Annotated in this window: 22 protein-coding genes; all 22 read left to right on the forward strand. The window is 63.2% G+C overall.

Features of this window, described 5'->3' with window-relative positions; all coding sequences use genetic code 11:
- The first annotated feature begins 112 nt into the window (after positions 1-112).
- The 22 genes from fliH (at position 113) to AC5PZ0_RS00565 (ending at position 21,361) form a co-directional block, all read left to right on the forward strand.
- Entirely contained in the window at positions 113-883 is a 771-nt protein-coding gene (fliH, locus tag AC5PZ0_RS00460) for a flagellar assembly protein FliH (protein WP_085272502.1), read from the forward strand.
- On the forward strand, positions 873-2,231 hold the full coding sequence (gene fliI / locus AC5PZ0_RS00465; RefSeq protein ID WP_085272503.1) for a flagellar protein export ATPase FliI: 1,359 nt from the start codon (positions 873-875) through the stop codon (positions 2,229-2,231). The genes fliH and fliI overlap by 11 nt, the downstream gene beginning before the upstream one ends.
- A gap of 6 nt (positions 2,232-2,237) precedes the next feature.
- The gene (gene fliJ, locus AC5PZ0_RS00470) at positions 2,238-2,690 is read left to right on the forward strand and encodes a flagellar export protein FliJ (RefSeq protein ID WP_027593028.1); all 453 of its coding nucleotides are present in this window, start codon (positions 2,238-2,240) and stop codon (positions 2,688-2,690) included.
- A 387-nt stretch (positions 2,691-3,077) separates the two neighbouring features.
- Positions 3,078-3,383 carry an STAS domain-containing protein gene (locus AC5PZ0_RS00475; RefSeq protein ID WP_099428642.1) on the forward strand — a complete coding sequence of 102 codons (306 nt, stop codon included), beginning with the start codon at positions 3,078-3,080 and terminating at the stop codon, positions 3,381-3,383.
- A gap of 8 nt (positions 3,384-3,391) precedes the next feature.
- Complete coding sequence (locus AC5PZ0_RS00480) at positions 3,392-5,083, forward strand: SpoIIE family protein phosphatase (RefSeq protein WP_493854088.1); 1,692 nt, start codon at positions 3,392-3,394, stop codon at positions 5,081-5,083.
- Positions 5,084-5,143: 60 nt separating this feature from the next.
- Entirely contained in the window at positions 5,144-5,491 is a 348-nt protein-coding gene (locus AC5PZ0_RS00485) for an Hpt domain-containing protein (protein WP_027593025.1), read from the forward strand.
- A 72-nt stretch (positions 5,492-5,563) separates the two neighbouring features.
- Positions 5,564-6,829, forward strand: coding sequence for a flagellar hook-length control protein FliK (locus AC5PZ0_RS00490; RefSeq protein WP_493854089.1), 1,266 nt, complete (start codon positions 5,564-5,566; stop codon positions 6,827-6,829).
- A gap of 158 nt (positions 6,830-6,987) precedes the next feature.
- Positions 6,988-7,485 carry a flagellar basal body-associated protein FliL gene (fliL, locus tag AC5PZ0_RS00495; RefSeq protein WP_085272506.1) on the forward strand — a complete coding sequence of 166 codons (498 nt, stop codon included), beginning with the start codon at positions 6,988-6,990 and terminating at the stop codon, positions 7,483-7,485.
- Positions 7,486-7,494: 9 nt separating this feature from the next.
- Positions 7,495-8,463 carry a flagellar motor switch protein FliM gene (fliM, locus tag AC5PZ0_RS00500; protein WP_027593022.1) on the forward strand — a complete coding sequence of 323 codons (969 nt, stop codon included), beginning with the start codon at positions 7,495-7,497 and terminating at the stop codon, positions 8,461-8,463.
- Positions 8,464-8,510: 47 nt separating this feature from the next.
- Entirely contained in the window at positions 8,511-8,975 is a 465-nt protein-coding gene (fliN, locus tag AC5PZ0_RS00505) for a flagellar motor switch protein FliN (RefSeq protein WP_027593021.1), read from the forward strand.
- A gap of 12 nt (positions 8,976-8,987) precedes the next feature.
- Positions 8,988-9,422: a flagellar biosynthetic protein FliO gene (gene fliO, locus AC5PZ0_RS00510; protein WP_033693999.1), complete on the forward strand. Its 435-nt coding sequence runs from the start codon at positions 8,988-8,990 to the stop codon at positions 9,420-9,422.
- Positions 9,422-10,177: a flagellar type III secretion system pore protein FliP gene (fliP, locus tag AC5PZ0_RS00515; protein ID WP_027593019.1), complete on the forward strand. Its 756-nt coding sequence runs from the start codon at positions 9,422-9,424 to the stop codon at positions 10,175-10,177. Before fliO ends, fliP begins: the two co-directional genes overlap by 1 nt.
- Positions 10,178-10,198: 21 nt before the next feature.
- Complete coding sequence (gene fliQ / locus AC5PZ0_RS00520) at positions 10,199-10,468, forward strand: flagellar biosynthesis protein FliQ (RefSeq protein WP_027593018.1); 270 nt, start codon at positions 10,199-10,201, stop codon at positions 10,466-10,468.
- Positions 10,469-10,475: 7 nt separating this feature from the next.
- Positions 10,476-11,252, forward strand: coding sequence for a flagellar biosynthetic protein FliR (fliR, locus tag AC5PZ0_RS00525; protein ID WP_027593017.1), 777 nt, complete (start codon positions 10,476-10,478; stop codon positions 11,250-11,252).
- A 2-nt stretch (positions 11,253-11,254) separates the two neighbouring features.
- Positions 11,255-12,397: a flagellar biosynthesis protein FlhB gene (gene flhB, locus AC5PZ0_RS00530; protein ID WP_027593016.1), complete on the forward strand. Its 1,143-nt coding sequence runs from the start codon at positions 11,255-11,257 to the stop codon at positions 12,395-12,397.
- 318 nt (positions 12,398-12,715) lie between these two features.
- Positions 12,716-14,845, forward strand: coding sequence for a flagellar biosynthesis protein FlhA (flhA, locus tag AC5PZ0_RS00535; protein ID WP_027593015.1), 2,130 nt, complete (start codon positions 12,716-12,718; stop codon positions 14,843-14,845).
- Between the two features lie 11 nt (positions 14,846-14,856).
- The gene (gene flhF, locus AC5PZ0_RS00540; RefSeq protein WP_027593014.1) at positions 14,857-16,164 is read left to right on the forward strand and encodes a flagellar biosynthesis GTPase FlhF; all 1,308 of its coding nucleotides are present in this window, start codon (positions 14,857-14,859) and stop codon (positions 16,162-16,164) included.
- Positions 16,165-16,257: 93 nt separating this feature from the next.
- A complete protein-coding gene (fleN, locus tag AC5PZ0_RS00545) occupies positions 16,258-17,091 on the forward strand; it encodes a flagellar synthesis regulator FleN (RefSeq protein WP_027593013.1) in 834 nt (277 codons plus the stop codon).
- On the forward strand, positions 17,088-17,828 hold the full coding sequence (gene fliA, locus AC5PZ0_RS00550) for an RNA polymerase sigma factor FliA (protein WP_027593012.1): 741 nt from the start codon (positions 17,088-17,090) through the stop codon (positions 17,826-17,828). The genes fleN and fliA overlap by 4 nt, the downstream gene beginning before the upstream one ends.
- A 117-nt stretch (positions 17,829-17,945) precedes the next feature.
- Positions 17,946-18,320, forward strand: coding sequence for a chemotaxis response regulator CheY (locus AC5PZ0_RS00555; protein ID WP_077068541.1), 375 nt, complete (start codon positions 17,946-17,948; stop codon positions 18,318-18,320).
- A 20-nt stretch (positions 18,321-18,340) separates the two neighbouring features.
- Positions 18,341-19,129, forward strand: coding sequence for a protein phosphatase CheZ (locus AC5PZ0_RS00560; RefSeq protein WP_027593010.1), 789 nt, complete (start codon positions 18,341-18,343; stop codon positions 19,127-19,129).
- A gap of 12 nt (positions 19,130-19,141) precedes the next feature.
- Positions 19,142-21,361 (forward strand): chemotaxis protein CheA, encoded by a 2,220-nt coding sequence (locus AC5PZ0_RS00565; RefSeq protein WP_099428647.1) that lies wholly within the window; start codon positions 19,142-19,144, stop codon positions 21,359-21,361.
- The last annotated feature ends 27 nt before the right edge of the window (positions 21,362-21,388 follow it).

A 21,388-nucleotide genomic window follows, 5' to 3' on the forward strand; every position in this document is an offset into this window, starting at 1 on the left:
GCCCGCGAAGGCGCCAGATCGGGTGATGAGGTTGTCCCTGCCGACGCATTCGCGGGCAAGCCCGCTCCCACAGGGATCGCGTTGGCTGAACGTGGTTTGAGAACATCACAGCATGTCCAGCAAAGAACATCACCCCAGCGACCTGATCCGCGCCCGCGACCTTGAGGGCGTCGATGTTTGGGCGCTGCCCAGCTTCGACCCGGAACCCGAGCCGCAACCCGAGCCCGAGCCGGAACCCGAAGTCATCGAGGAAGAAGTCGAGGAAGTGCCGCTGGAAGAAGTCCAGCCGCTGACCCTCGAAGAACTCGAAGCCATTCGCCAGGACGCCTACAACGAGGGCTTTGCCACCGGGGAGCGCGAGGGCTTTCACAGCACCCAACTGAAGGTGCGCCAAGAGGCTGAGCAGGCCCTGGCGGCCAAGGTCGGCAGCCTCGAGCGGCTGATGGTCAACCTGATGGCGCCCATCGCCGAGCAAGACACGCAGATCGAGAAAACCCTGGTGCACCTGGTCGCGCACATGACCCGCCAGGTGATCGGCCGCGAGCTGCGCAGCGATTCCAGCCAGATTACCCACGTGCTGCGCGAAGCCCTCAAGCTGCTGCCAATGGGCGCCGACAACATCCGCATTCACCTCAACCCCCAGGACTTCGAACTGGCCAAGGCCCTGCGCGAGCGCCACGAAGAAAACTGGCGGCTGCTCGAAGACGAGGCCTTGCTACCGGGTGGCTGCCGCATCGAGACCGCCCACAGCCGTATCGACGCCAGCATGGAAACGCGCATCGAGAAGGCCGTGGCGCAGCTGTTCGACCAGCTTCACGACCATTCCCTGCACCCCGCACCGGCCGATGTGTCGATCGACCTGGACCGCCCCGATGCGCCTTGACCGCACCAGTTTCGGCAAGCGCCTGGGCAGTTACGCCGAGGCGATCGAGCTGCCGGTGCAGCCAATCGTCGAAGGCCGCCTGCTGCGCATGGTTGGCCTCACCCTCGAAGCCGAAGGCCTGCGCGCCGCAGTGGGTAGCCGCTGCCTGGTGATCAACGACGACAGCTACCACCCGGTGCAGGTCGAGGCCGAAGTCATGGGCTTTGCCGGGTCCAAGGTATTCCTCATGCCGGTTGGCAGCATCGTCGGCATCGCCCCCGGTGCGCGGGTGGTACCGCTGGACGACGGCGGCCGCCTGCCCATGGGCATGAGCATGCTCGGGCGGGTGCTGGATGGCGCCGGGCGCGCCCTCGATGGCAAAGGCGGCATGAAGGCTGAAGACTGGGTGCCGATGGATGGGCCGGTGATCAACCCGCTCAACCGCGACCCCATCAGCGTGCCGCTGGACGTGGGCATCCGCAGCATCAATGGCCTGCTCACCGTCGGCCGTGGCCAGCGCCTGGGCCTGTTCGCCGGTACCGGTGTGGGTAAGTCGGTGTTGCTGGGCATGATGACGCGCTTCACCGAAGCCGAGATCATCGTCGTTGGGCTGATCGGCGAGCGGGGCCGCGAGGTGAAGGAATTCATCGAGCACATCCTTGGTGAAGAAGGCCTCAAGCGCTCGGTGGTGGTCGCCTCGCCCGCCGATGACGCGCCGTTGATGCGCCTGCGCGCGGCCATGTATTGCACGCGCATTGCCGAATACTTCCGCGACAAGGGCAAGAATGTCCTGTTGCTGATGGATTCGCTGACCCGTTTTGCCCAGGCCCAGCGTGAGATCGCCTTGGCGATCGGCGAGCCGCCGGCCACCCGGGGTTACCCGCCGTCGGTGTTCGCCAAGCTGCCGAAGCTGGTGGAGCGGGCGGGCAATGGCGAGCCTGGTGGCGGCTCGATCACTGCGTTCTACACGGTATTGTCGGAGGGCGACGACCAGCAGGACCCGATCGCCGACTCGGCGCGGGGGGTGCTCGACGGCCACTTCGTGTTGTCCCGGCGCTTGGCCGAAGAAGGCCACTACCCCGCGATCGACATCGAAGCGTCGATCAGCCGGGTAATGCCCCAAGTGGTCGATGCTGATCATCTGCGCCAGGCGCAAAAATTCAAGCAGTTGTGGTCGCGCCTGTCGCAGAGCCGCGACCTGATCAGCGTCGGTGCCTATGTGGCCGGTGGTGACCCGGAGACCGACCTGGCGATCGCCTTGCAGTCCCGCTTGGTGGACTTTCTGCGTCAAGGCCTGGACGAGAACGTCGGCATGGCGCAGAGCCGCGATCAGCTGGGGGCGATTTTCACGCCTCCGGCGGGCGGTTGATAGGCCATGGCACTGCCCGGACGAGCCGCGCGCCTGGCGCCGGTGGTGGACATGGCCGAAGAGGCCGAGCGCAAGGCCGCCCAGCGCCTTGGGCATTTTCAGCAACTGGTGACCCAGGCGCAGGTCAAGTTGGCTGAGCTGGAGCGTTTTCGCGAGGACTACCAGCTGCAGTGGATCAACCGCGGCGGGCAGGGCGTCAATGGCAGCTGGCTGGTCAATTACCAGCGCTTTCTCGGGCAGCTGGAAACAGCCATGACCCAGCAGCGCCAGAGCCTGACCTGGCACCAGAACAACCTGAACAACGCCCGCGGCACCTGGCAGCAGGCCTATGCCCGGGTCGAGGGGTTGCGCAAGTTGGTACAGCGTTACCTGGATGAAGCGCGGCGCGCCGAAGACAAGCGCGAGCAGCGCCTGTTGGATGAGCTCTCGCAGCGCTTGCCCAGGCAGAATCACCCCTGATTTCTTATCGCCGGCCGCACAATTCCTTGTTTCTAATCGTCGACGCACAATTCCTTGTAGGAGCAGCCTTGCGCTGCGAAGAGGCCAGTAGCCCCAGCTTGCCCTCACGACCCCTTCGCAGCACAAGGCTGCTCCTACAGGCAGAGCGATCTCCCAGGCCGTCTCGCTTGCTTCTGAGCAGCGGCGCACAATTCCTTGTAGGAGCAGCCTTGCGCTGCGAAGAGGCCAGTAGCCCCAGCTTGCCCTCACGGCCTCTTCGCAGCACAAGGCTGCTCCTACAGGGGGTGCGTCGCTGAGGGGGATCTGTTGGCCGTCTCGCTTGCACTCCCACCCCAGGCTGCTAAACCTTAAAGGGTTGCATCCGCCATCATCGAAGGAATCGCTAGCATGGCAGTCGAGACTGATTTTTCGCAGGACGGGAAAAAGCTGACGATCAAGGTCAAGGGTCGTTTCGATTTCGGCAAACATCAGGAGTTTCGCGAAGCCTACGAGCGCCAGCCGGGTCGGCCGGACTCGGTGGTCGTGGACCTGAAAGACACCACCTACCTCGATAGCTCCGCGCTCGGCATGTTGTTGCTGCTGCGCGATCACGCGGGCGGCGACGATTCGGACGTGCGCGTGGTGCATGCCAGCTCCGATGTGCGCAAGATCCTCGCCATCTCCAATTTCGAAAAACTGTTCGACATCAGTTGAGCCGCGTGATGGCTGCCGAACAGGCGTTGACCGTGCTGGTCGCCGAAGACGGGGCCGCCGACCGCTTGTTGCTGGCGCAGATCGTCCGGCGCCAGGGCCATCAGGTGTTCACGGCAGAAAACGGCGAGCAGGCGGTGGCGCTGTTTGTCGAGCAGCGCCCGCACCTGGTGCTGCTCGATGCGCTGATGCCGGTGATGGACGGTTTCGAAGCGGCCCGGCAGATCAAGGTCCTGGCCGGCGAAACGCTGGTGCCGATCATCTTCCTCACCTCGCTGAACGAGGAGGATGCCCTGGTGCGCTGCCTAGAGGCCGGCGGCGATGACTTCATGGCCAAGCCCTACAGCGCGGTGATCCTCGCCGCCAAGATTCGCGCCATGGGCCGCCTGCGCAGGCTGCAGGCCACCGTGCTGGCCCAGCGCGACGAGATCACCCGCCACCATCACCACCTGCTCAACGAGCAGCGGGTGGCCAAGGCGGTATTCGACAAGGTGGCCCATGCGGGCTGCCTGGCTGCCCCCAATATTCGCTACCTGCAATCGCCCTATGCGCTGTTCAACGGTGACCTGCTGCTGGCCGCGTTCACGCCCTCGGGGGACATGCAGGTGCTGCTGGGGGATTTCACCGGCCACGGCCTGCCCGCCGCCGTCGGCGCCATGCCCCTGGCTGAAGTGTTCTACGGCATGACAGCCAAGGGGTATGGCCTGGCGCAAACCCTGCGCGAAATGAACGCCAAGCTCAAACGCATCCTGCCGGTGGACATGTTTTGCTGTGCAGTGATGCTCAACCTGAGCGTGCAGCGTGGTTCGGTGGAGGTGTGGAACGGCGGCATGCCAGACGGCTATCGCTTGTCTGCAGGCGGCGAGGTGCTGTCGACCCTGGCTTCGCGCCATTTGCCGCTGGGTATTCTTGCCCCTGAGCGCTTCGACCACAGCACTGAAGTGCTGCCGCTGGCCGCGGGTGAGCGTTTGCTGCTGTTGTCAGACGGCGTGCTGGACACAGCCGATGACCAGGACCGCTTGTTTGGCGTCGAGCGCTTGCAAGGGGTGCTGGCTGACAACCGAGACCCGGCCCACCTGTTCGATGAGGTGATGCAGGCCCTGGAACGTTTCGGCGGGCAGCCTCGGGACGACATCAGCCTGTGCGATATCCGCATGTTCGCGGCCGATGAGCGGGTGCCGGCACCGATGATCTACGCTGAACGCGGTCGCCCCAGCCCGCTGGATTGGTCGCTCGGGTTCGAACTGCGCGGCGAAAGCCTGAAGCAGTCCAACCCAGTGCCCTACCTGGTGCAGCTGTTGCAGGAAATTCACCCGCTGCGCGCGCGCACCGGCAATCTGCACAGTGTGCTCAGTGAGCTGTTCTCCAATGCCTTGGAGCATGGGGTGTTGGGCCTGGATTCACGGCTCAAGCGCGATGTGCAGGGCTTTGCAGATTACTACCGGGAGCGAGCCCAGCGCCTGGCGGCATTGGCTGACGGGTTTGTGCGCATTGACTTGAAGGTTGAACCCCGCGCTGATGGCGGGCGTCTGATGATCGAGGTGCGTGACAGCGGCGCAGGGTTCGATGTACAGCGGGTGCTGTCGCAACCGCCCTCGGAGCAGGGCCTGAGTGGCCGTGGCTTGCAACTGGTAACGCGGCTGGGCAGTAACGCGCAATGGTGCGAAGGCGGCCGCTGCGCCCGGGTAGAGTTTGTATGGTGAGCCCGCCTGTGACCCTGGGGCTGGCTCGGGCATAATCTGGCTTGATCAAGGAGTGAACAAGTGACTGAGATTCATATCGACCACAAGGTGCTCAACGACCTGCGTGAGGTCATGGAGGATGGCTACCTGCATCTGGTGCAGACATTCCTGGATGACTCCGAGCGGCGCTTGAGCGAGTTGCACGCTGCCAAAAACGCCGATGAGCTGGGCTCAGCGGCGCATAGCTTCAAGGGCAGCAGCAGCAACATGGGGGCTGTCGCGCTGGCTGGCCTGTGCCAGCAACTGGAAGACCGCGTGCGCCAGCCACCGCTGTATGGCATCGAGGACCTGATCAACCGTATCGACCTGGAATATGTAGAGGTTCGGCGCTTCTACCGCGGTGAGGAGCACCGTATCTCGGCGGGCTGATGCGGTACTTGGCGCGAGTCTTGCTTTTCTTTGCCCGGATGACTTTTCAGTTTCTGGCGCGGAGACCGCTCAATGCCTGTCGCACCCAATCCTTTGTTGCAAGCAAACGCTGTTGGCAAGTCGTCGCGAGCGACCAGCTCGATGGTGGACAAGCCCTCGCAGGCGCTGGGTGACGCGGGCGGTGGCTTCGACCAGGTCATGGCCAAGCAGAAAGCGTTTGGGCAGGACGACAAGGTCGCCCAGGCCAAACCCAAGGACAAGCCAGAAGTGGCACACGGCGGCAAGAAAGATGCTGCCGACAAGCCATCGGTTGCCGATGACGGCAACAAATTGCCAGCCGACGATCAGGCCTCAGACCCCGCTGACACAGGGTTGCGCGACGCCAGCCTGGTGGCCGGCCAGGTCACCGATGCGCAGCCCGGTGCGCAACTGATTCAAGCCCAGGCTGAGGCCGTGGCGCCCGTGCTTCAGGCTGCCACTGCACAGTCGCAAGCCAGCGCAGCGCTGACGGAGGAGCCTGCCGCCGAAGAGGCGTTCGACCCCGACGCCGACCCCTTGGCCAACCTGCCAACCTTGCGCCTGGCACTGGAACAGAGCGCCCAGGCCAAAGGCACCACCTCGGCACACGCCGTGGACCCCTCGCAAGCTCAGGGTGATGAAGGCCGAGGAGCCGTCAATACCTTGGCGAATCTGGTCGATACCGCTGAGGGCGAGGCGGGCGAGCCAGGCGACAAGGCCTTCGGTGCACTGCTAGAAGAGGGCCTGAAGGACACCAAGAGCGCCAGCAGCGACACGCGCGTCGACGATTTCGCCGATCGCCTGGCCAGCCTGACCCAGGCGGCCACAGCGAAAACCGCCAATGCCGTGCCGGCGAGCGCCAGCCCTTTGCACCAACCCTTGCCGATGAACCAGAACGCCTGGACCGAAGGCCTGGTGAATCGGGTCATGTACCTGTCCAGCCAGAACCTCAAGTCGGCAGACATCCAGCTGGAGCCCGCCGAGTTGGGGCGGCTGGACATTCGCGTCAATGTAGCGGCGGATCAGTCGACCCAGGTGACCTTCATCAGTGGCCACGCCGGTGTGCGTGATGCCCTCGACAGCCAGGTGCACCGCTTGCGCGAGCTGTTTACCCAGCAGGGCCTGGCGCAGCCAGACGTCAACGTTGCTGACCAGTCACGCGGGCAACAGCATCAGCAGGCGCAGGAACAGGGCAGCAATCTGTCGGGCGTCGCGGCGCGGCAGCAAGCCGGGCAGGGCGGCTCCGAGCAGGTCGATAGCAGCAGGCCGGTTGAGCAGCAGGTGGTGATTGGCGACAGTGCGGTTGATTATTACGCCTGATCCGCGGTGGGCTGTGCGGGCTTCTTCGCGGGCTTGCCCGCGAAGAGGCCGGCACCGGTAAACCTGGATAAACCCCTTGGCTCCACCAAATTTGGCATAACACTTGCTCAAGCCACGTCATCCTCCTTTGAACCCCCGATGGACGACGGATTATTGGCATGGCGAAAACCGAAGCAGTAAAAGACCCCGCCACAAAAGGCAAACTCAAGCTGATCCTGCTGTTGGTGCTGGGCCTGGTGCTGGCGATCGGCCTTTCGGTGGGCGCTACCTGGTTCATCATGCACAAGAGCGAGTCCGCGCCGGCCACCGACCCGGCCGCCGCCAACGTCAAGCCTGTGGCCATCTACGAAGCCCTCACCCCGGCCTTCGTGGTCAACTTCAACCAGAACGGCCGCCAGCGCTACATGCAACTGAGCATCACCCTGCAAGCGCGTAACCAGGCTGACCTGGATGCCCTCAAGGTGCACATGCCGGTGATTCGCAACAACCTGGTGATGATGTTCTCTGGGCAGGGCTTCGACACCCTGGCCGGCAGCCCGGTAGGGCAAGAGATGCTGCGCCAGAAAGCCACCGCCGTGGTGCAGGAAGTCGCCCAGAAGGAAGTCGGCAAGCCGGTCATCGACCAATTGCTGTTCACCAATTTCGTATTGCAGTAGGAGTCCGCAATGGCCGTACAGGACCTGCTGTCCCAGGATGAAATCGATGCGCTGTTGCACGGTGTCGACGATGGTCTGGTGCAGACCGAGAGCGCTTCCGAACCAGGCAGTATCAAAAGCTACGACCTGACCAGCCAGGATCGTATCGTCCGCGGTCGTATGCCGACCCTGGAAATGATCAACGAACGCTTTGCCCGCTACACCCGTATCAGCATGTTCAACCTGCTGCGCCGCTCGGCGGACGTGGCGGTGGGCGGCGTGCAGGTGATGAAGTTCGGCGAGTACGTGCATTCGCTGTATGTGCCGACCAGCCTCAACCTGGTCAAGATCAAGCCACTGCGCGGCACCTCGCTGTTCATCCTCGACGCCAAGCTGGTGTTCAAGCTGGTGGACAACTTCTTTGGCGGTGACGGCCGTCACGCCAAGATCGAAGGCCGCGAGTTCACCCCGACCGAGTTGCGCGTGGTGCGCATGGTCCTCGACCAGTGCTTCGTCGACCTCAAGGAAGCCTGGCAAGCCATCATGCCGGTCAACTTCGAGTACATGAACTCCGAGGTCAACCCGGCCATGGCCAACATCGTCGGCCCCAGCGAGGCGGTGGTGGTGTCGACCTTCCACATCGAGCTGGACGGCGGTGGCGGCGACCTGCACGTGACCATGCCGTACTCGATGATCGAGCCGGTGCGCGAGATGCTCGATGCGGGCTTCCAGTCCGACCTGGACGACCAGGACGAGCGCTGGGTCAAGGCCCTGCGCGAAGACGTGCTGGACGTGGCCGTGCCACTGACCGCCACGGTTGCCCGCCGCCAGCTGAAGCTGCGCGACATCCTGCACATGCAGCCTGGCGATGTGATCCCGGTGGAGCTGCCCGAGCACCTGGTGCTGCGCGCCAACGGCGTGCCGTCGTTCAAGGCGCGGCTGGGTTCGCACAAGGGCAACCTGGCCCTGCAGATCATCGACCCGATCGAACGCCGCTGACGGCGTGCCGGTCGCTCACTACGAATTGAATGCCTGTCGAGGAAATCATGGCTAACGAAAACGAGATCACGTCCCCGGAAGACCAGGCCCTGGCCGACGAATGGGCGGCGGCGCTGGAAGAAACCGGTGATGCCGGCCAGGCCGATATCGACGCGCTGCTGGGCGGCGACACCGGCAACAGCGGCGCGGGCCGCCTGCCGATGGAAGAGTTCGCCAGCTCGCCGCGGCCGAACGAGAACGTCAGCCTCGAAGGCCCTAACCTGGACGTGATCCTGGACATTCCGGTGAACATTTCCATGGAAGTGGGCAGCACCGAGATCAACATCCGCAACCTGCTGCAGCTCAACCAGGGGTCGGTGATTGAACTCGACCGCCTGGCCGGCGAGCCCCTCGACGTGCTGGTCAACGGCACGCTGATCGCCCATGGCGAAGTGGTGGTGGTCAACGAGAAGTTCGGCATCCGCCTGACCGACGTGATCAGCCCCAGCGAACGTATCAAGAAGCTGCGCTGAGTGAAGGGCACGATGCGCGCCGGCGCTGCTTTTGCCGGGCTGCTCGCCAGCCAGTGGGCCTGCGCGGCGGCCAACCCTGCGGCAACCACCGCTGCCGCGCCTGGCAGCCTGGGTGGGCAGTTGGCGCAGATGGTCTTTGGCCTGCTGTTGGTGGTGGGCCTGATCTTCTTCCTGGCCTGGATGTTGCGCCGCATGCAAGGCGCGGCGGTCAAAGGTGGCCAGGTGATCGAGATCGTCGGCAGCCGGGCCATTGGCCCGCGTGACCGCCTGTTGCTGGTGCAGGTCGGCAAGGAGCAGATCCTGATCGGCCACACCCCAGGCAGTATCGAGGCCCTGCATGTGCTGGCCGAACCCGTCGAAGTGCCCGCAGCTGCCCGTCAGGCAGCGCCGGAGTTTGCCCAGCGGCTGATGGAGCTGATGGGCAAGGACCAGAAGGACAAGAAGTGATGACCGGCGTGCTGCGCATGATGTTGACCCTGGCGCTGCTGCTGGCCGCGCCATTGGCCCTGGCCGCCGATCCGCTGTCGATCCCGGCCATCACCCTGTCCAATGGGGCAGATGGGCAGCAGGAGTATTCGGTCAGCCTGCAGATCCTGCTGATCATGACGGCGCTGAGCTTTATCCCGGCGTTCGTCATCCTGATGACCAGCTTCACCCGCATCATCATTGTCTTCTCGATTTTGCGCCAGGCCCTGGGCCTGCAGCAGACGCCTTCGAACCAGATTCTGACCGGCATGGCGCTGTTTTTGACCATGTTCATCATGGCGCCGGTGTTCGATCGGGTGAACCAGGATGCGCTGCAGCCCTACCTGAAAGAGCAGATGACTGCCCAACAGGCCATCGACAAGGCCCAGGGGCCGCTCAAGGACTTCATGCTGGCGCAGACCCGGCAGAGCGACCTGGACTTGTTCATGCGCCTGTCCAAGCGCACTGACATCGAAGGCCCTGACCAGGTGCCACTGACCATCCTGGTGCCGGCCTTCGTCACGTCCGAGCTGAAGACCGCGTTCCAGATCGGCTTCATGATCTTCATCCCGTTCCTGATCATCGACATGGTGGTCGCCAGCGTGCTGATGGCCATGGGTATGATGATGCTGTCGCCGCTGATCATTTCGCTGCCGTTCAAGATCATGCTGTTCGTCCTGGTCGATGGCTGGGCGCTGATCATGGGCACACTGGCCAGTAGTTTCGGCGGCGTCTGACGCCGTCAAGGAGAGCCACGCATGACCCCTGAAGTTGCTGTCGACCTGTTCCGCGATGCACTTTGGCTGACCACGCTGATGGTCGGCATCCTGGTGGTGCCGAGCCTGCTGGTGGGCCTGATGGTGGCGATGTTCCAGGCCGCCACGCAGATCAACGAACAGACCCTGAGCTTCCTGCCGCGTCTGCTGGTAATGCTGGTCACGCTGATCGTCGCGGGGCCTTGGCTGGTGCAGAAGTTCATGGAATACATCACCACGCTCTACACCAGCATCCCGCAGCTGATCGGTTGACACGGCCATGCTGGAGCTGACCAACGCACAGATCGGCACCTGGGTCGCCACCTTCATCCTGCCGTTGTTCCGGGTGACGGCGGTGCTGATGACCATGCCGATCTTCGGCACGCGCATGCTGCCGGCGCGGGTGCGCCTGTACGTGGCGGTGGCCATCACCGTGGTGATCGTCCCGGCGCTGCCGCCGTTGCCCGAGTTCGAGCCGTTGAGCTTGCAGGGCCTGCTGCTGTGTGGCGAGCAGATCATCGTCGGGGCGTTGTTCGGGTTCTCGTTGCAGCTGCTGTTCCAGGCCTTCGTCATCGCTGGCCAGATTGTCGCAGTGCAGATGGGCATGGCCTTCGCCTCGATGGTCGACCCGGCCAACGGCGTCAACGTAACGGTGATCAGCCAGTTCATGACCATGCTGGTCAGTGTGCTGTTCCTGCTGATGAACGGGCACCTGGTGGTCTTCGAAGTGCTGACCGAAAGCTTCACCACCTTGCCGGTGGGCAATGCGCTGATGGTCAGCCAGTTCTGGGAAATGGCCGGACGCCTGGGTTGGGTGTTCGGTGCCGGGCTGTTGCTGATCTTGCCGGTGATTGCCGCGTTGCTGGTGGTGAACATCGCCTTTGGCGTGATGACGCGGGCGGCGCCACAGCTGAACATCTTCTCCATTGGCTTCCCGCTGACGCTGGTCATGGGCATGGGGATTTTCTGGGTCGGCCTGGCCGATATGCTTTCCCACTACCAGGCATTGGCCAGCGACGCGCTGCAATGGCTGCGTGATCTGGCAAGGGCGCGCTGAGTATGGCTGAAAGCGAGAGTGGTCAGGACAAGACAGAAGACCCCACCGACAAGCGCAAGCGCGATTCGCGCGAAAAAGGTGAGATCGCCCGCTCCAAGGAGCTGAACACGGTGGCGGTGACCCTGGCAGGCGCCGGCGGCCTGCTGATGTTCGGCGGCCACTTGGCCGAGACGCTGCTGAGCGTGATGCGCATGAACTTCAGCCTGACCCGCGACATGATCGTCGATGAGCGCGCCATGGGCGCGTTTTTGTTGGCCTCGGGCAAGATGGCGATCTGGGCGGTGCAGCCCGTACTGATTCTGCTGTTCGTGATCTCGTTCGTTGCCCCGATCGCGTTGGGTGGCTTCCTGTTTTCCGGCAGCCTGCTGCAGCCCAAATTCAGCCGCATGAACCCGCTGTCGGGGATCAAGCGCATGTTCTCGATGCATGCCCTGACCGAGTTGCTGAAGGCCCTGGCCAAGTTTTTCGCGATCCTGATCGTGGCGGTGGTGGTGCTGGTCAGCGACCGCCAGGCGTTGCTGTCGATTGCCAATGAGCCGTTGGAGCAGGCGATCATTCACAGTGTCCAGGTGGTGGGGTGGAGTGCGCTGTGGATGTCGGCGGGGCTGCTGCTGATCGCGGCGGCGGACGTGCCGTTCCAGCTGTGGCAGACGCACAAGAAAATGAAGATGACCAAGCAGGAAGTGCGTGACGAGTACAAGGACTCGGAGGGCAAGCCTGAGGTCAAGCAGCGTATTCGCCAGTTGCAGCGCGAAGTGTCGCAGCGGCGCATGATGGCGGCGGTGCCGCAGGCGGACGTGATCATCACCAACCCCACGCACTATGCCGTGGCCCTGCAGTACGACCCGGAGAAGGGCGGGGCAGCGCCCTTGCTGCTGGCCAAGGGTACTGATTTCATGGCGTTGAAGATTCGCGAGATTGGTGTCGAGCACAAGATCCAGATCCTTGAATCGCCAGCCCTGGCGCGGGCGATCTATTACTCCACCGAGCTTGAGCACGAGATCCCGGCGGGGTTGTACCTGGCGGTGGCGCAGGTGTTGGCGTATGTGTTCCAGATTCGTCAGTACCGGTCGGGCAAGGGCAAGCGGCCGGAGCCGTTGAAGGATGATTTGCCGATTCCGCCGGATTTGCGGCGTGATAGCTGATAGGTGCTTGGCGATGGTCGTTCAGCGCCTGTGAGATCGAGCGCCGCCCGCGCGGCGCTTCGCAGCACAAGGCTGCTCCTACATCTGTTTCGGGCCAGTGAGGCCTGTGATATTTGCGCGCGATCGCCTCAGGAATAATTGGCCCGAGAAAAATGTAGGAGCAGCCTTGTGCTGCGAAGCGCCGCGCGGGCGGCGCTCGATCTCAAACCCACCAAAAACCCCAAGGCGAACACCCAAATAGCAAAGTTGGAAGGCTTCTTGCAGAGCCACGCCCAGGCGCCCCCTGGGCGTCAAAGTTTTGCATCAAGAGGACTCGCGGTGGATCGCACTCAGTTAATCAACAACGCACGCCACAACCTGGCCGGTCTCGGCCGGGGCAACCTGGGTGTGCCGCTGTTGCTGCTGGTGATGTTGGCAATGATGATGTTGCCGATACCGCCGTTCCTGCTCGACGTGTTCTTCACCTTCAACATCGCGCTGTCGATCGTGGTGCTGCTGGTCTGCGTCTACGCCTTGCGCCCACTCGACTTCGCCGCATTCCCCACCATCCTGCTGGTGGCGACCTTGCTGCGCCTGGCCCTGAACGTTGCCTCCACCCGTGTGGTCATGCTCCACGGCCAGGAGGGCCATGGCGCTGCGGGCAAGGTGATCCAGGCCTTCGGTGAAGTGGTCATCGGCGGCAACTACGTGGTCGGTGCGGTGGTGTTCGCCATCCTCATGATCATCAACTTCGTCGTGGTGACCAAGGGTGCCGGGCGTATTTCCGAGGTAAGCGCGCGCTTCACCCTCGATGCCATGCCCGGCAAACAGATGGCCATCGACGCCGACCTCAACGCCGGCCTGATCGACCAGGCCCAGGCCAAGGCCCGCCGCTCCGAGGTCGCGCAGGAGGCCGAGTTCTATGGCTCGATGGACGGTGCCAGCAAGTTCGTGCGCGGCGACGCCATCGCCGGCCTGCTGATCCTGTTCATCAACCTCATCGGCGGCATGCTCATCGGCATGCTCCAGCACGGCATGCCGTTCAGCGAAGCCGGCAAGGTGTACGCCTTGTTGACCATCGGTGACGGTTTGGTGGCGCAATTGCCATCACTGCTGCTGTCCACCGCTGCGGCCATCATGGTCACCCGGGCTTCGGGCTCGGAAGACATGGGCAAGCTGATCAACCGGCAGATGTTCGACTCACCCAAGGCCCTGGCGGTCTCCGGTGCGCTGATGATCATCATGGGCCTGGTGCCGGGCATGCCGCATGTGGCCTTCCTCAGCCTTGGCCTGATGGCCGGCGGCGGTGCCTACCTGGTGTGGAAGAAACAGCAGCAGGTGAAGGTCAAGGCCCAGGAAGAGGCGCAGCGCCAGCAGGACCTGCTGCCCTCGCCACAGCGTGCGCTGGAAACCAAGGAGCTGGGCTGGGACGACGTTACCCCGATCGACATGATCGGCCTTGAGGTCGGTTACCGCTTGATCCCGCTGGTCGACCGCAACCAGGGCGGCCAGTTGCTGGCGCGGATCAAGGGCGTGCGCAAGAAGCTGTCCCAAGACCTGGGTTTCCTCATGCCCACCGTGCACATTCGCGACAACCTCGACCTGCAGCCCAGCGCCTACCGCCTCACGTTGATGGGGGTGATCCTGGCTGAAGCGGAGATTTACCCGGACCGCGAACTGGCGATCAACCCGGGCCAGGTATTTGGCACCCTCAACGGCATTGCCGCACGCGACCCGGCCTTTGGCCTGGAGGCGGTGTGGATTGACGTTGGCCAGCGCTCCCAGGCGCAGTCGCTGGGCTATACCGTGGTCGATGCCAGTACGGTGGTGGCCACGCACCTCAACCAGATCCTGCAAAAGCACTGTCACGAGCTGATCGGCCATGAGGAAGTGCAGCAATTGCTGCAAGTGTTGTCCAAGGCTTCGCCTAAACTGGCAGAAGAATTGGTGCCGGGTGTCATTTCCTTGTCGGGGCTGCTGAAGGTCCTGCAGGCATTGCTGTCCGAGCAAGTGCCGGTGCGCGATATCCGCAGCATCGCCGAGGCCATCGCCAACAACGCGGGCAAGAGTCAAGATACCGCCGCGCTGGTGGCCGTGGTGCGCGTCGGATTGTGTCGCGCCATCGTGCAAAGCATTGTCGGCGTTGAGTCTGAGCTGCCGGTGATCACCCTTGAACCGAGGTTGGAACAGATTTTGCTCAATAGTCTGCAAAGGGCCGGGCAGGGTCAGGAAGACGGTGTTCTTCTGGAGCCGAGCATGGCTGAAAAGCTGCAGCGTTCGCTGATTGACGCGGCCCAGCGCCAAGAGATGCAAGGCCAGCCGGCCATTCTCCTGGTCGCCGGCCCGATCCGCGCCATGCTGTCGCGCTTCGGTCGCCTGGCTGTACCGAATTTGCATGTTCTGGCGTATCAGGAAATACCTGACAACAAGCAAGTCACCATCGTTGCCACCGTGGGCCCTAACGGCTGAGGTAGTGGATAATGCAAGTTAAGCGATTTTTCGCCGCCGATATGCGTCAGGCCATGAAGCTGGTCCGGGATGAGCTTGGCTCCGATGCCGCCATCATCGGTAACCGCCGCATCGCCGGTGGTGTCGAATTGACGGCCGCGCTGGACTACAAATTGTCCGCCCTGGCCCCGCGCGTACCCAACGCCGAGCTTGAAGAAGAGCTGCGCAAGACCCACACGCGCATTGCCACGGCCCAGGCCGAGCTGGACCAGCGCAGCGACACCAGCGACAACAACCGCCAATTGTTCGCCGGCCAGTCGCTGACGGCCTCCGAACCGCTGGTCGAGCCCCACGTGGACGCCCCGGCACCTGCCGCTGCGCCAGCCCCGGCGCCGGTCGACCCGCGCCTGTTCGATGCCATGCGCTCGGAGCTGTCGGGCCTGCGCGAGCTGCTGGAAGTGCAGCTCGGCTCGCTGGCCTGGAGCCAGCTGCAAGGCAGCAAGCCGCAGCAGGCCAACCTCTGGCGCCGCCTGCAACGCATCGGCCTGTCCGGCCCGATTGCCCGTGAACTGCTCGACCTCACGACTGAGATCGAAGAGCCACGCCAGGCCTGGCGCATGCTGCTGGCGCACCTGGCGCGGATGATCGAAATCCCCGAGGTGGAGCCGATTGAAGAGGGCGGTGTAATCGCCATGGTCGGCCCGGCCGGCATGGGCAAGACCACCACTCTGGCCAAGCTGGCTGCGCGCTACGTGCTCAAGTACGGCGCCCCGCAGTTGGCGCTGGTGAGCATGGACAGCTTCCGCATCGGTGCCCAGGAGCAGCTCAAGACCCTGGGGCGCATCCTCAATGTGCCGGTGACCTACGTCGACCCGGGCCAGTCCCTGGCCCAGGCGCTGGAACCGCTGCTGCGTAAACGCGTGGTGCTGATCGATACCGCTGGTCTGCAGGCCAGCGACCCGGCCCTGCGCATGCAGCTGGAAACCCTGGCCAGCCGCGGCATCGCCGCTAAGAATTACCTGGTGCTGGCAACCACTAGCCAGAAGCAGGTGCTGACCGCCGCCTACCACAGCTACAAGCGCTGTGGCCTGGCCGGCTGCATCCTGACCAAACTCGACGAAACGGCAAGCCTCGGCGACGTGCTGAGCCTTGCCATCAGTCATGAATTGCCGGTGGCCTACCTGACCGATGGGCCGCGCATTCCCGACGATTTGCACTTGCCCCGGGCGCACCAGCTGGTCACCCGTGCGGTCAATGTGCAGCAGCAGGACGAGCCCAGCGAAGAGGCCATGGCCGATATGTTCGCTGATCTCTATCACAACCCACGGCGAGCGGGTTGATGATGAAGTGTGTGCAACGTAGCTATGCCAAGGGGCACGCAGAATTGCCTCACGTGTGGCCTGAGTCCCAGCGAGACAAGGTAAAGAACAGACATGGGTAGCATGCATCCCGTACAGGTGATCGCCGTGACCGGTGGCAAAGGTGGCGTCGGCAAGACTAACGTTTCAGTGAACCTGTCTCTGGCGCTGGCCGAGCTTGGCCGCAGGGTCATGTTGCTGGACGCCGACCTGGGCCTGGCCAATGTCGACGTATTGCTTGGCCTGACCCCCAAACGCACCCTGGCCGACGTTATTGAAGGGCGCTGTGAGCTGCGCGATGTGATGCTGCAAGGCCCCGGCGGTGTGCGCATCGTACCGGCGGCCTCCGGCACCCAGAGCATGGTGCACCTGGCGCCGGCCCAGCACGCTGGCCTGATCCAGGCGTTCAGCGACGTCGGCGACAACCTCGACGTGCTGGTGATCGACACCGCTGCGGGTATCGGTGACTCGGTGGTCAGCTTCGTTCGCGCGGCCCAGGAAGTGCTGCTGGTAGTGTGCGACGAACCCACCTCGATCACCGACGCCTACGCACTGATCAAACTGCTCAACCGTGACTACGGCATGAACCGCTTCCGGGTGCTGGCCAACATGGCGCAGAGCCCGCAAGAAGGGCGCAACCTGTTCGCCAAGTTGACCAAGGTCACCGATCGCTTCCTTGACGTTGCCCTGCAGTACGTGGGCGCCGTGCCGTACGACGAGTGCGTGCGCAAGGCGGTGCAGAAGCAGCGCGCGGTGTACGAAGCGTTCCCGCGTTCCAAGTGTGCGTTGGCCTTCAAGGCCATTGCGCAGAAGGTCGACAGCTGGCCGTTGCCGGCCAACCCGCGCGGGCATCTGGAATTCTTCGTCGAGCGTCTGGTGCAGCCCACCAGCGCAGGACCGGTACTATGAATGCGAGCGGCTTCAAGATGTACAGCAGGGCGTCGAAAGACGCCCAGTACGAGCTGATCGAACGCTACGCCCCGCTGGTCAAGCGCATCGCCTATCACCTGTTGGCGCGGCTGCCGGCCAACGTCCAGGTCGAAGACCTGATCCAGGCCGGCATGATCGGCCTGCTGGAAGTGGCCAACAAGTATGACGCCAGCAAGGGCGCCAGCTTCGAGACCTACGCCGGCATCCGCATCCGCGGCGCCATGCTCGACGAGGTGCGCAAGGGCGATTGGGCACCGCGGTCGGTGCACCGCAATACCCGCATGGTCAGTGATGCAATGCGCGCCGTTGAAGCAAGAACCGGTCGCGACGCTAAAGATCACGAGGTTGCTGCCGAACTCCAATTGAGTCTCGATGATTACTACGGGATTTTGAACGATACCCTGGGCAGCCGGCTGTTCAGCTTCGACGACCTGTTGCAGGACGGCGAGCACGAAGGCCTGCACGAAGACGGCGCCAGTGGCCAGGTCGAACCGGCGCGGGGCCTTGAAGACGAGCGCTTCCAGGCTGCCCTGACCGATGCGATCGCCAACCTGCCAGAGCGCGAGCGGCTGGTGCTGGCGCTGTACTACGACGAAGAGCTGAACCTCAAGGAAATCGGTGAGGTGCTGGGCGTCAGCGAGTCGCGGGTAAGCCAGTTGCACAGCCAGTGCGCCGCACGTTTGCGCAGCCGTCTGGGTGAGTGGCGGGCGCGCTGAGCGCCAGCCGTTGCACTGAAGACGCTGCAGCCGTTTCACGTTGTGCCGAATTGAATGAATGCGTGCTCGGGGGCCGAGCGCGTTTGAGACTGCTTGGAGGTCTAATTGGACAAGAACATGAAAATCCTCATCGTTGACGACTTTTCGACGATGCGGCGGATCATCAAGAACCTGCTGCGTGATCTGGGCTTCACCAACACCGACGAAGCTGACGACGGCACCACTGCGTTGCCGATGCTGGAAAACGGCCACTACGACTTCCTGGTAACCGACTGGAACATGCCGGGCATGTCCGGTATCGACCTGCTGCGCAAAGTCCGCGCCAGCGAAAAGCTTAAAACCATGCCGGTACTGATGGTGACGGCCGAAGCCAAGCGCGACCAGATCATCGAAGCGGCCCAGGCCGGCGTCAATGGTTACGTGGTCAAGCCGTTCACCGCTCAGGTGCTCAAAGAAAAGATCGAGAAGATCTTCGAACGCGTCAACGGCTGAGTCACGTCAGGGGGCGCGCCATGGATTCATCACAAACGTCTTTGGGGGAGTTCGAATCGACCCTGAAGAAGCATGCCCAGGAGCTGGTCGAGAGCCTGGAACGCGGGCGCTTCGGCGAGGCGGTGCAGCTGATTCATCAGCTGAACCAGACCCGCGACCGCGGCCTGTATCAGGAAGTCGGCAAGCTGACCCGTGAGCTGCACAGTGCGATCGTCAGTTTCCAGATCGACCCGCACATGCCACAGGCCGAGGAGGTCTCGCAGATCACCGACGCCACCGAGCGCCTGTCCTATGTGGTCAAGCTGACCGAGGGTGCCGCTAATCGCACCATGGACCTGGTCGAGGAAAGCACGCCGGTGCTCAACGACCTGGCGGGTGAGGCCAAGGCCCTGAGCGTGGACTGGCAGCGCTTCATGCGCCGCGAAGTGGCCGCGCCGGAATTCCGTGACCTGGTCAAACGCGTCGACAGTTTCCTGACGCACAGCGCTGAAGGTAACCGCAAGGTCTCAGGCCACCTCAACGACATTCTGCTGGCTCAGGACTATCAAGACCTGACCGGGCAGGTGATCAAGCGGGTCACCGCGCTGGTCACCGAGGTGGAAAGCAACCTGCTCAAGCTCGTGCTGATGGCCAGTCAAGTCGACCGTTTTGCCGGTATCGAACATGACCACCAGCAGCTGCGTGCTGAAAAAGATCAAGAAAAACATCCGACTCGGGGTGAAGGTCCGCAGATTCATGCCGATAAGCGTGAAGACGTCGTGTCCGGTCAGGACGATGTCGATGATCTGCTGTCCAGTCTGGGTTTTTAAGGAGCACGTTTAATGAGCTTCGGCGCCGATGAAGAAATCCTTCAGGATTTCCTGGTAGAAGCCGGCGAAATTCTTGAGCAACTGTCCGAGCAACTGGTCGAGCTGGAAAGCCGACCGGATGATGCCGACCTGCTCAATGCCATTTTTCGCGGTTTCCACACTGTAAAAGGGGGCGCCGGCTTCCTCCAGCTCAACGAGCTGGTGGAGTGCTGCCATATCGCCGAGAACGTGTTCGACATCCTGCGCAAAGGTGAGCGCCGGGTCGACGCCGAATTGATGGACGTGGTGCTGGAGGCGCTGGACACGGTCAACAGCATGTTTGGCCAGGTCCGCGAGCGCAGCGAGGTCATCCCCGCTACCCCAGAACTGCTGGCGGCGTTGTCGCGCCTGGCCGAGCCTGCTGCTGCCGACGCGGTCGCAGCGCCTGCGGCTGCAGCCGAGCCGGTCGCCGCGGCGCCTGCCGAAGAGCCAGACATCACCGACAGCGAATTCGAGCAGCTGCTCGACTCGCTCGACGCGGTCAAGGCCCAGGCTGCTGCCGATGAGCAGATGCAAGGCGAAACCGTCAGCAGCGCCGGTGACGAAATCACCGACGCCGAATTCGAGTCGTTGCTCGACCAGTTGCATGGCAAAGGCCAGTTCAGCGCCGAAGTCGCCGCTGAGCCTGTGGCCAGCGCTGCGGCCCCAGTCAGCGATGAAATCACCGATGAAGAGTTCGAGTCGCTGCTCGATCAGTTGCACGGCAAGGGCACCTTCCAGGCCGATGCCTTGCCGGCCGCCAATGCGCCAGCAGCGGCAGCGCCGCAAAGCGTTGCAGCGGCCAGCCCAACGAGTGACGAGATCAGCGAGCACGAGTTCGAAGCCTTGCTCGATGAGTTGCACGGCAAGGGCAAGTTCTCGGGTGACGCGGTCGCGGTCGAAGCGCCTGTCGCCGCCAAGGTCGAGAGCAAGCCGGTGGCCAAACCGGCACCTGCTCCAGCCGCCGCCCCAGCAGCTGCCAGCAAGCCCGCACCTGCGCCTCGCGCGCCGGCCCCAGCGGCAGAAAAACATGCGGTCAGCGAGGCGGAAACCACCGTGCGCGTCGACACTGCGCGCCTGGACGAGATCATGAACATGGTCGGCGAACTGGTGCTGGTGCGTAACCGCCTGGTGCGCCTGGGCTTGAACAGCGGTGACGAGGCCATGTCCAAGGCCGTGTCAAACCTCGACGTGGTCACCGCCGACCTGCAGACCGCGGTCATGAAGACCCGCATGCAGCCGATCAAGAAAGTCTTCGGCCGCTTCCCGCGCCTGGTTCGCGACCTGGCCCGCCAGCTCAAGAAAGAGATCAACCTGGAGCTGGTCGGTGAAGAAACCGACCTCGACAAGAACCTGGTCGAGGCCCTGGCCGACCCGTTGGTGCACTTGGTGCGCAACGCCGTCGACCATGGCGTCGAGATGCCCGACGAGCGTGAAGCCACCGGCAAGGCGCGTACGGGCCGGGTGGTGCTGTCGGCTGAACAGGAAGGCGACCATATCCTGTTGTCGATCTCTGATGACGGCAAGGGCATGGACCCCAACATCCTGCGCGCCAAAGCCGTGGAAAAGGGCCTGATGGACAAGGACGCCGCCGAGCGTCTGAGCGAGTCGGACTGCTACAACCTGATCTTCGCCCCGGGCTTCTCGACCAAGACCGAGATCTCTGACGTGTCTGGCCGTGGTGTCGGCATGGACGTGGTGAAGACCAAGATTTCCCAGCTCAATGGCTCGATCAACATCTACTCGGCCAAGGGCCAGGGTTCGAAGATCGTCATCAAGGTGCCGCTGACCCTGGCGATCATGCCGACCTTGATGGTGATGCTGGGCAACCAGGCCTTCGCCTTCCCGCTGGTCAACGTCAACGAGATCTTCCACCTTGACCTCTCGCGTACCAATGTGGTCGATGGCCAGGAAGTGGTGATCGTGCGCGACAAGGCATTGCCGCTGTTCTACCTCAAGCGCTGGCTGGTCCAGGGCCAGGTGCACGAAGAGCAGCACGAGGGCCATGTGGTGATCCTGTCGGTCGGCACCCAACGCATCGGCTTTGTCGTCGATCAACTGGTGGGCCAGGAAGAAGTGGTAATCAAGCCGCTGGGCAAGATGCTGCAGGGCACGCCGGGCATGTCCGGGGCCACGATCACCGGCGACGGTCGTATCGCGTTGATCCTCGACGTTCCGAGCATGCTCAAGCGTTACGCCGCGCGGCGTATTTGATTTCGGTGGCGCGCCCTGGCGGGTTGC

Source organism: Pseudomonas sp. 5.2 (assembly GCF_059025405.1).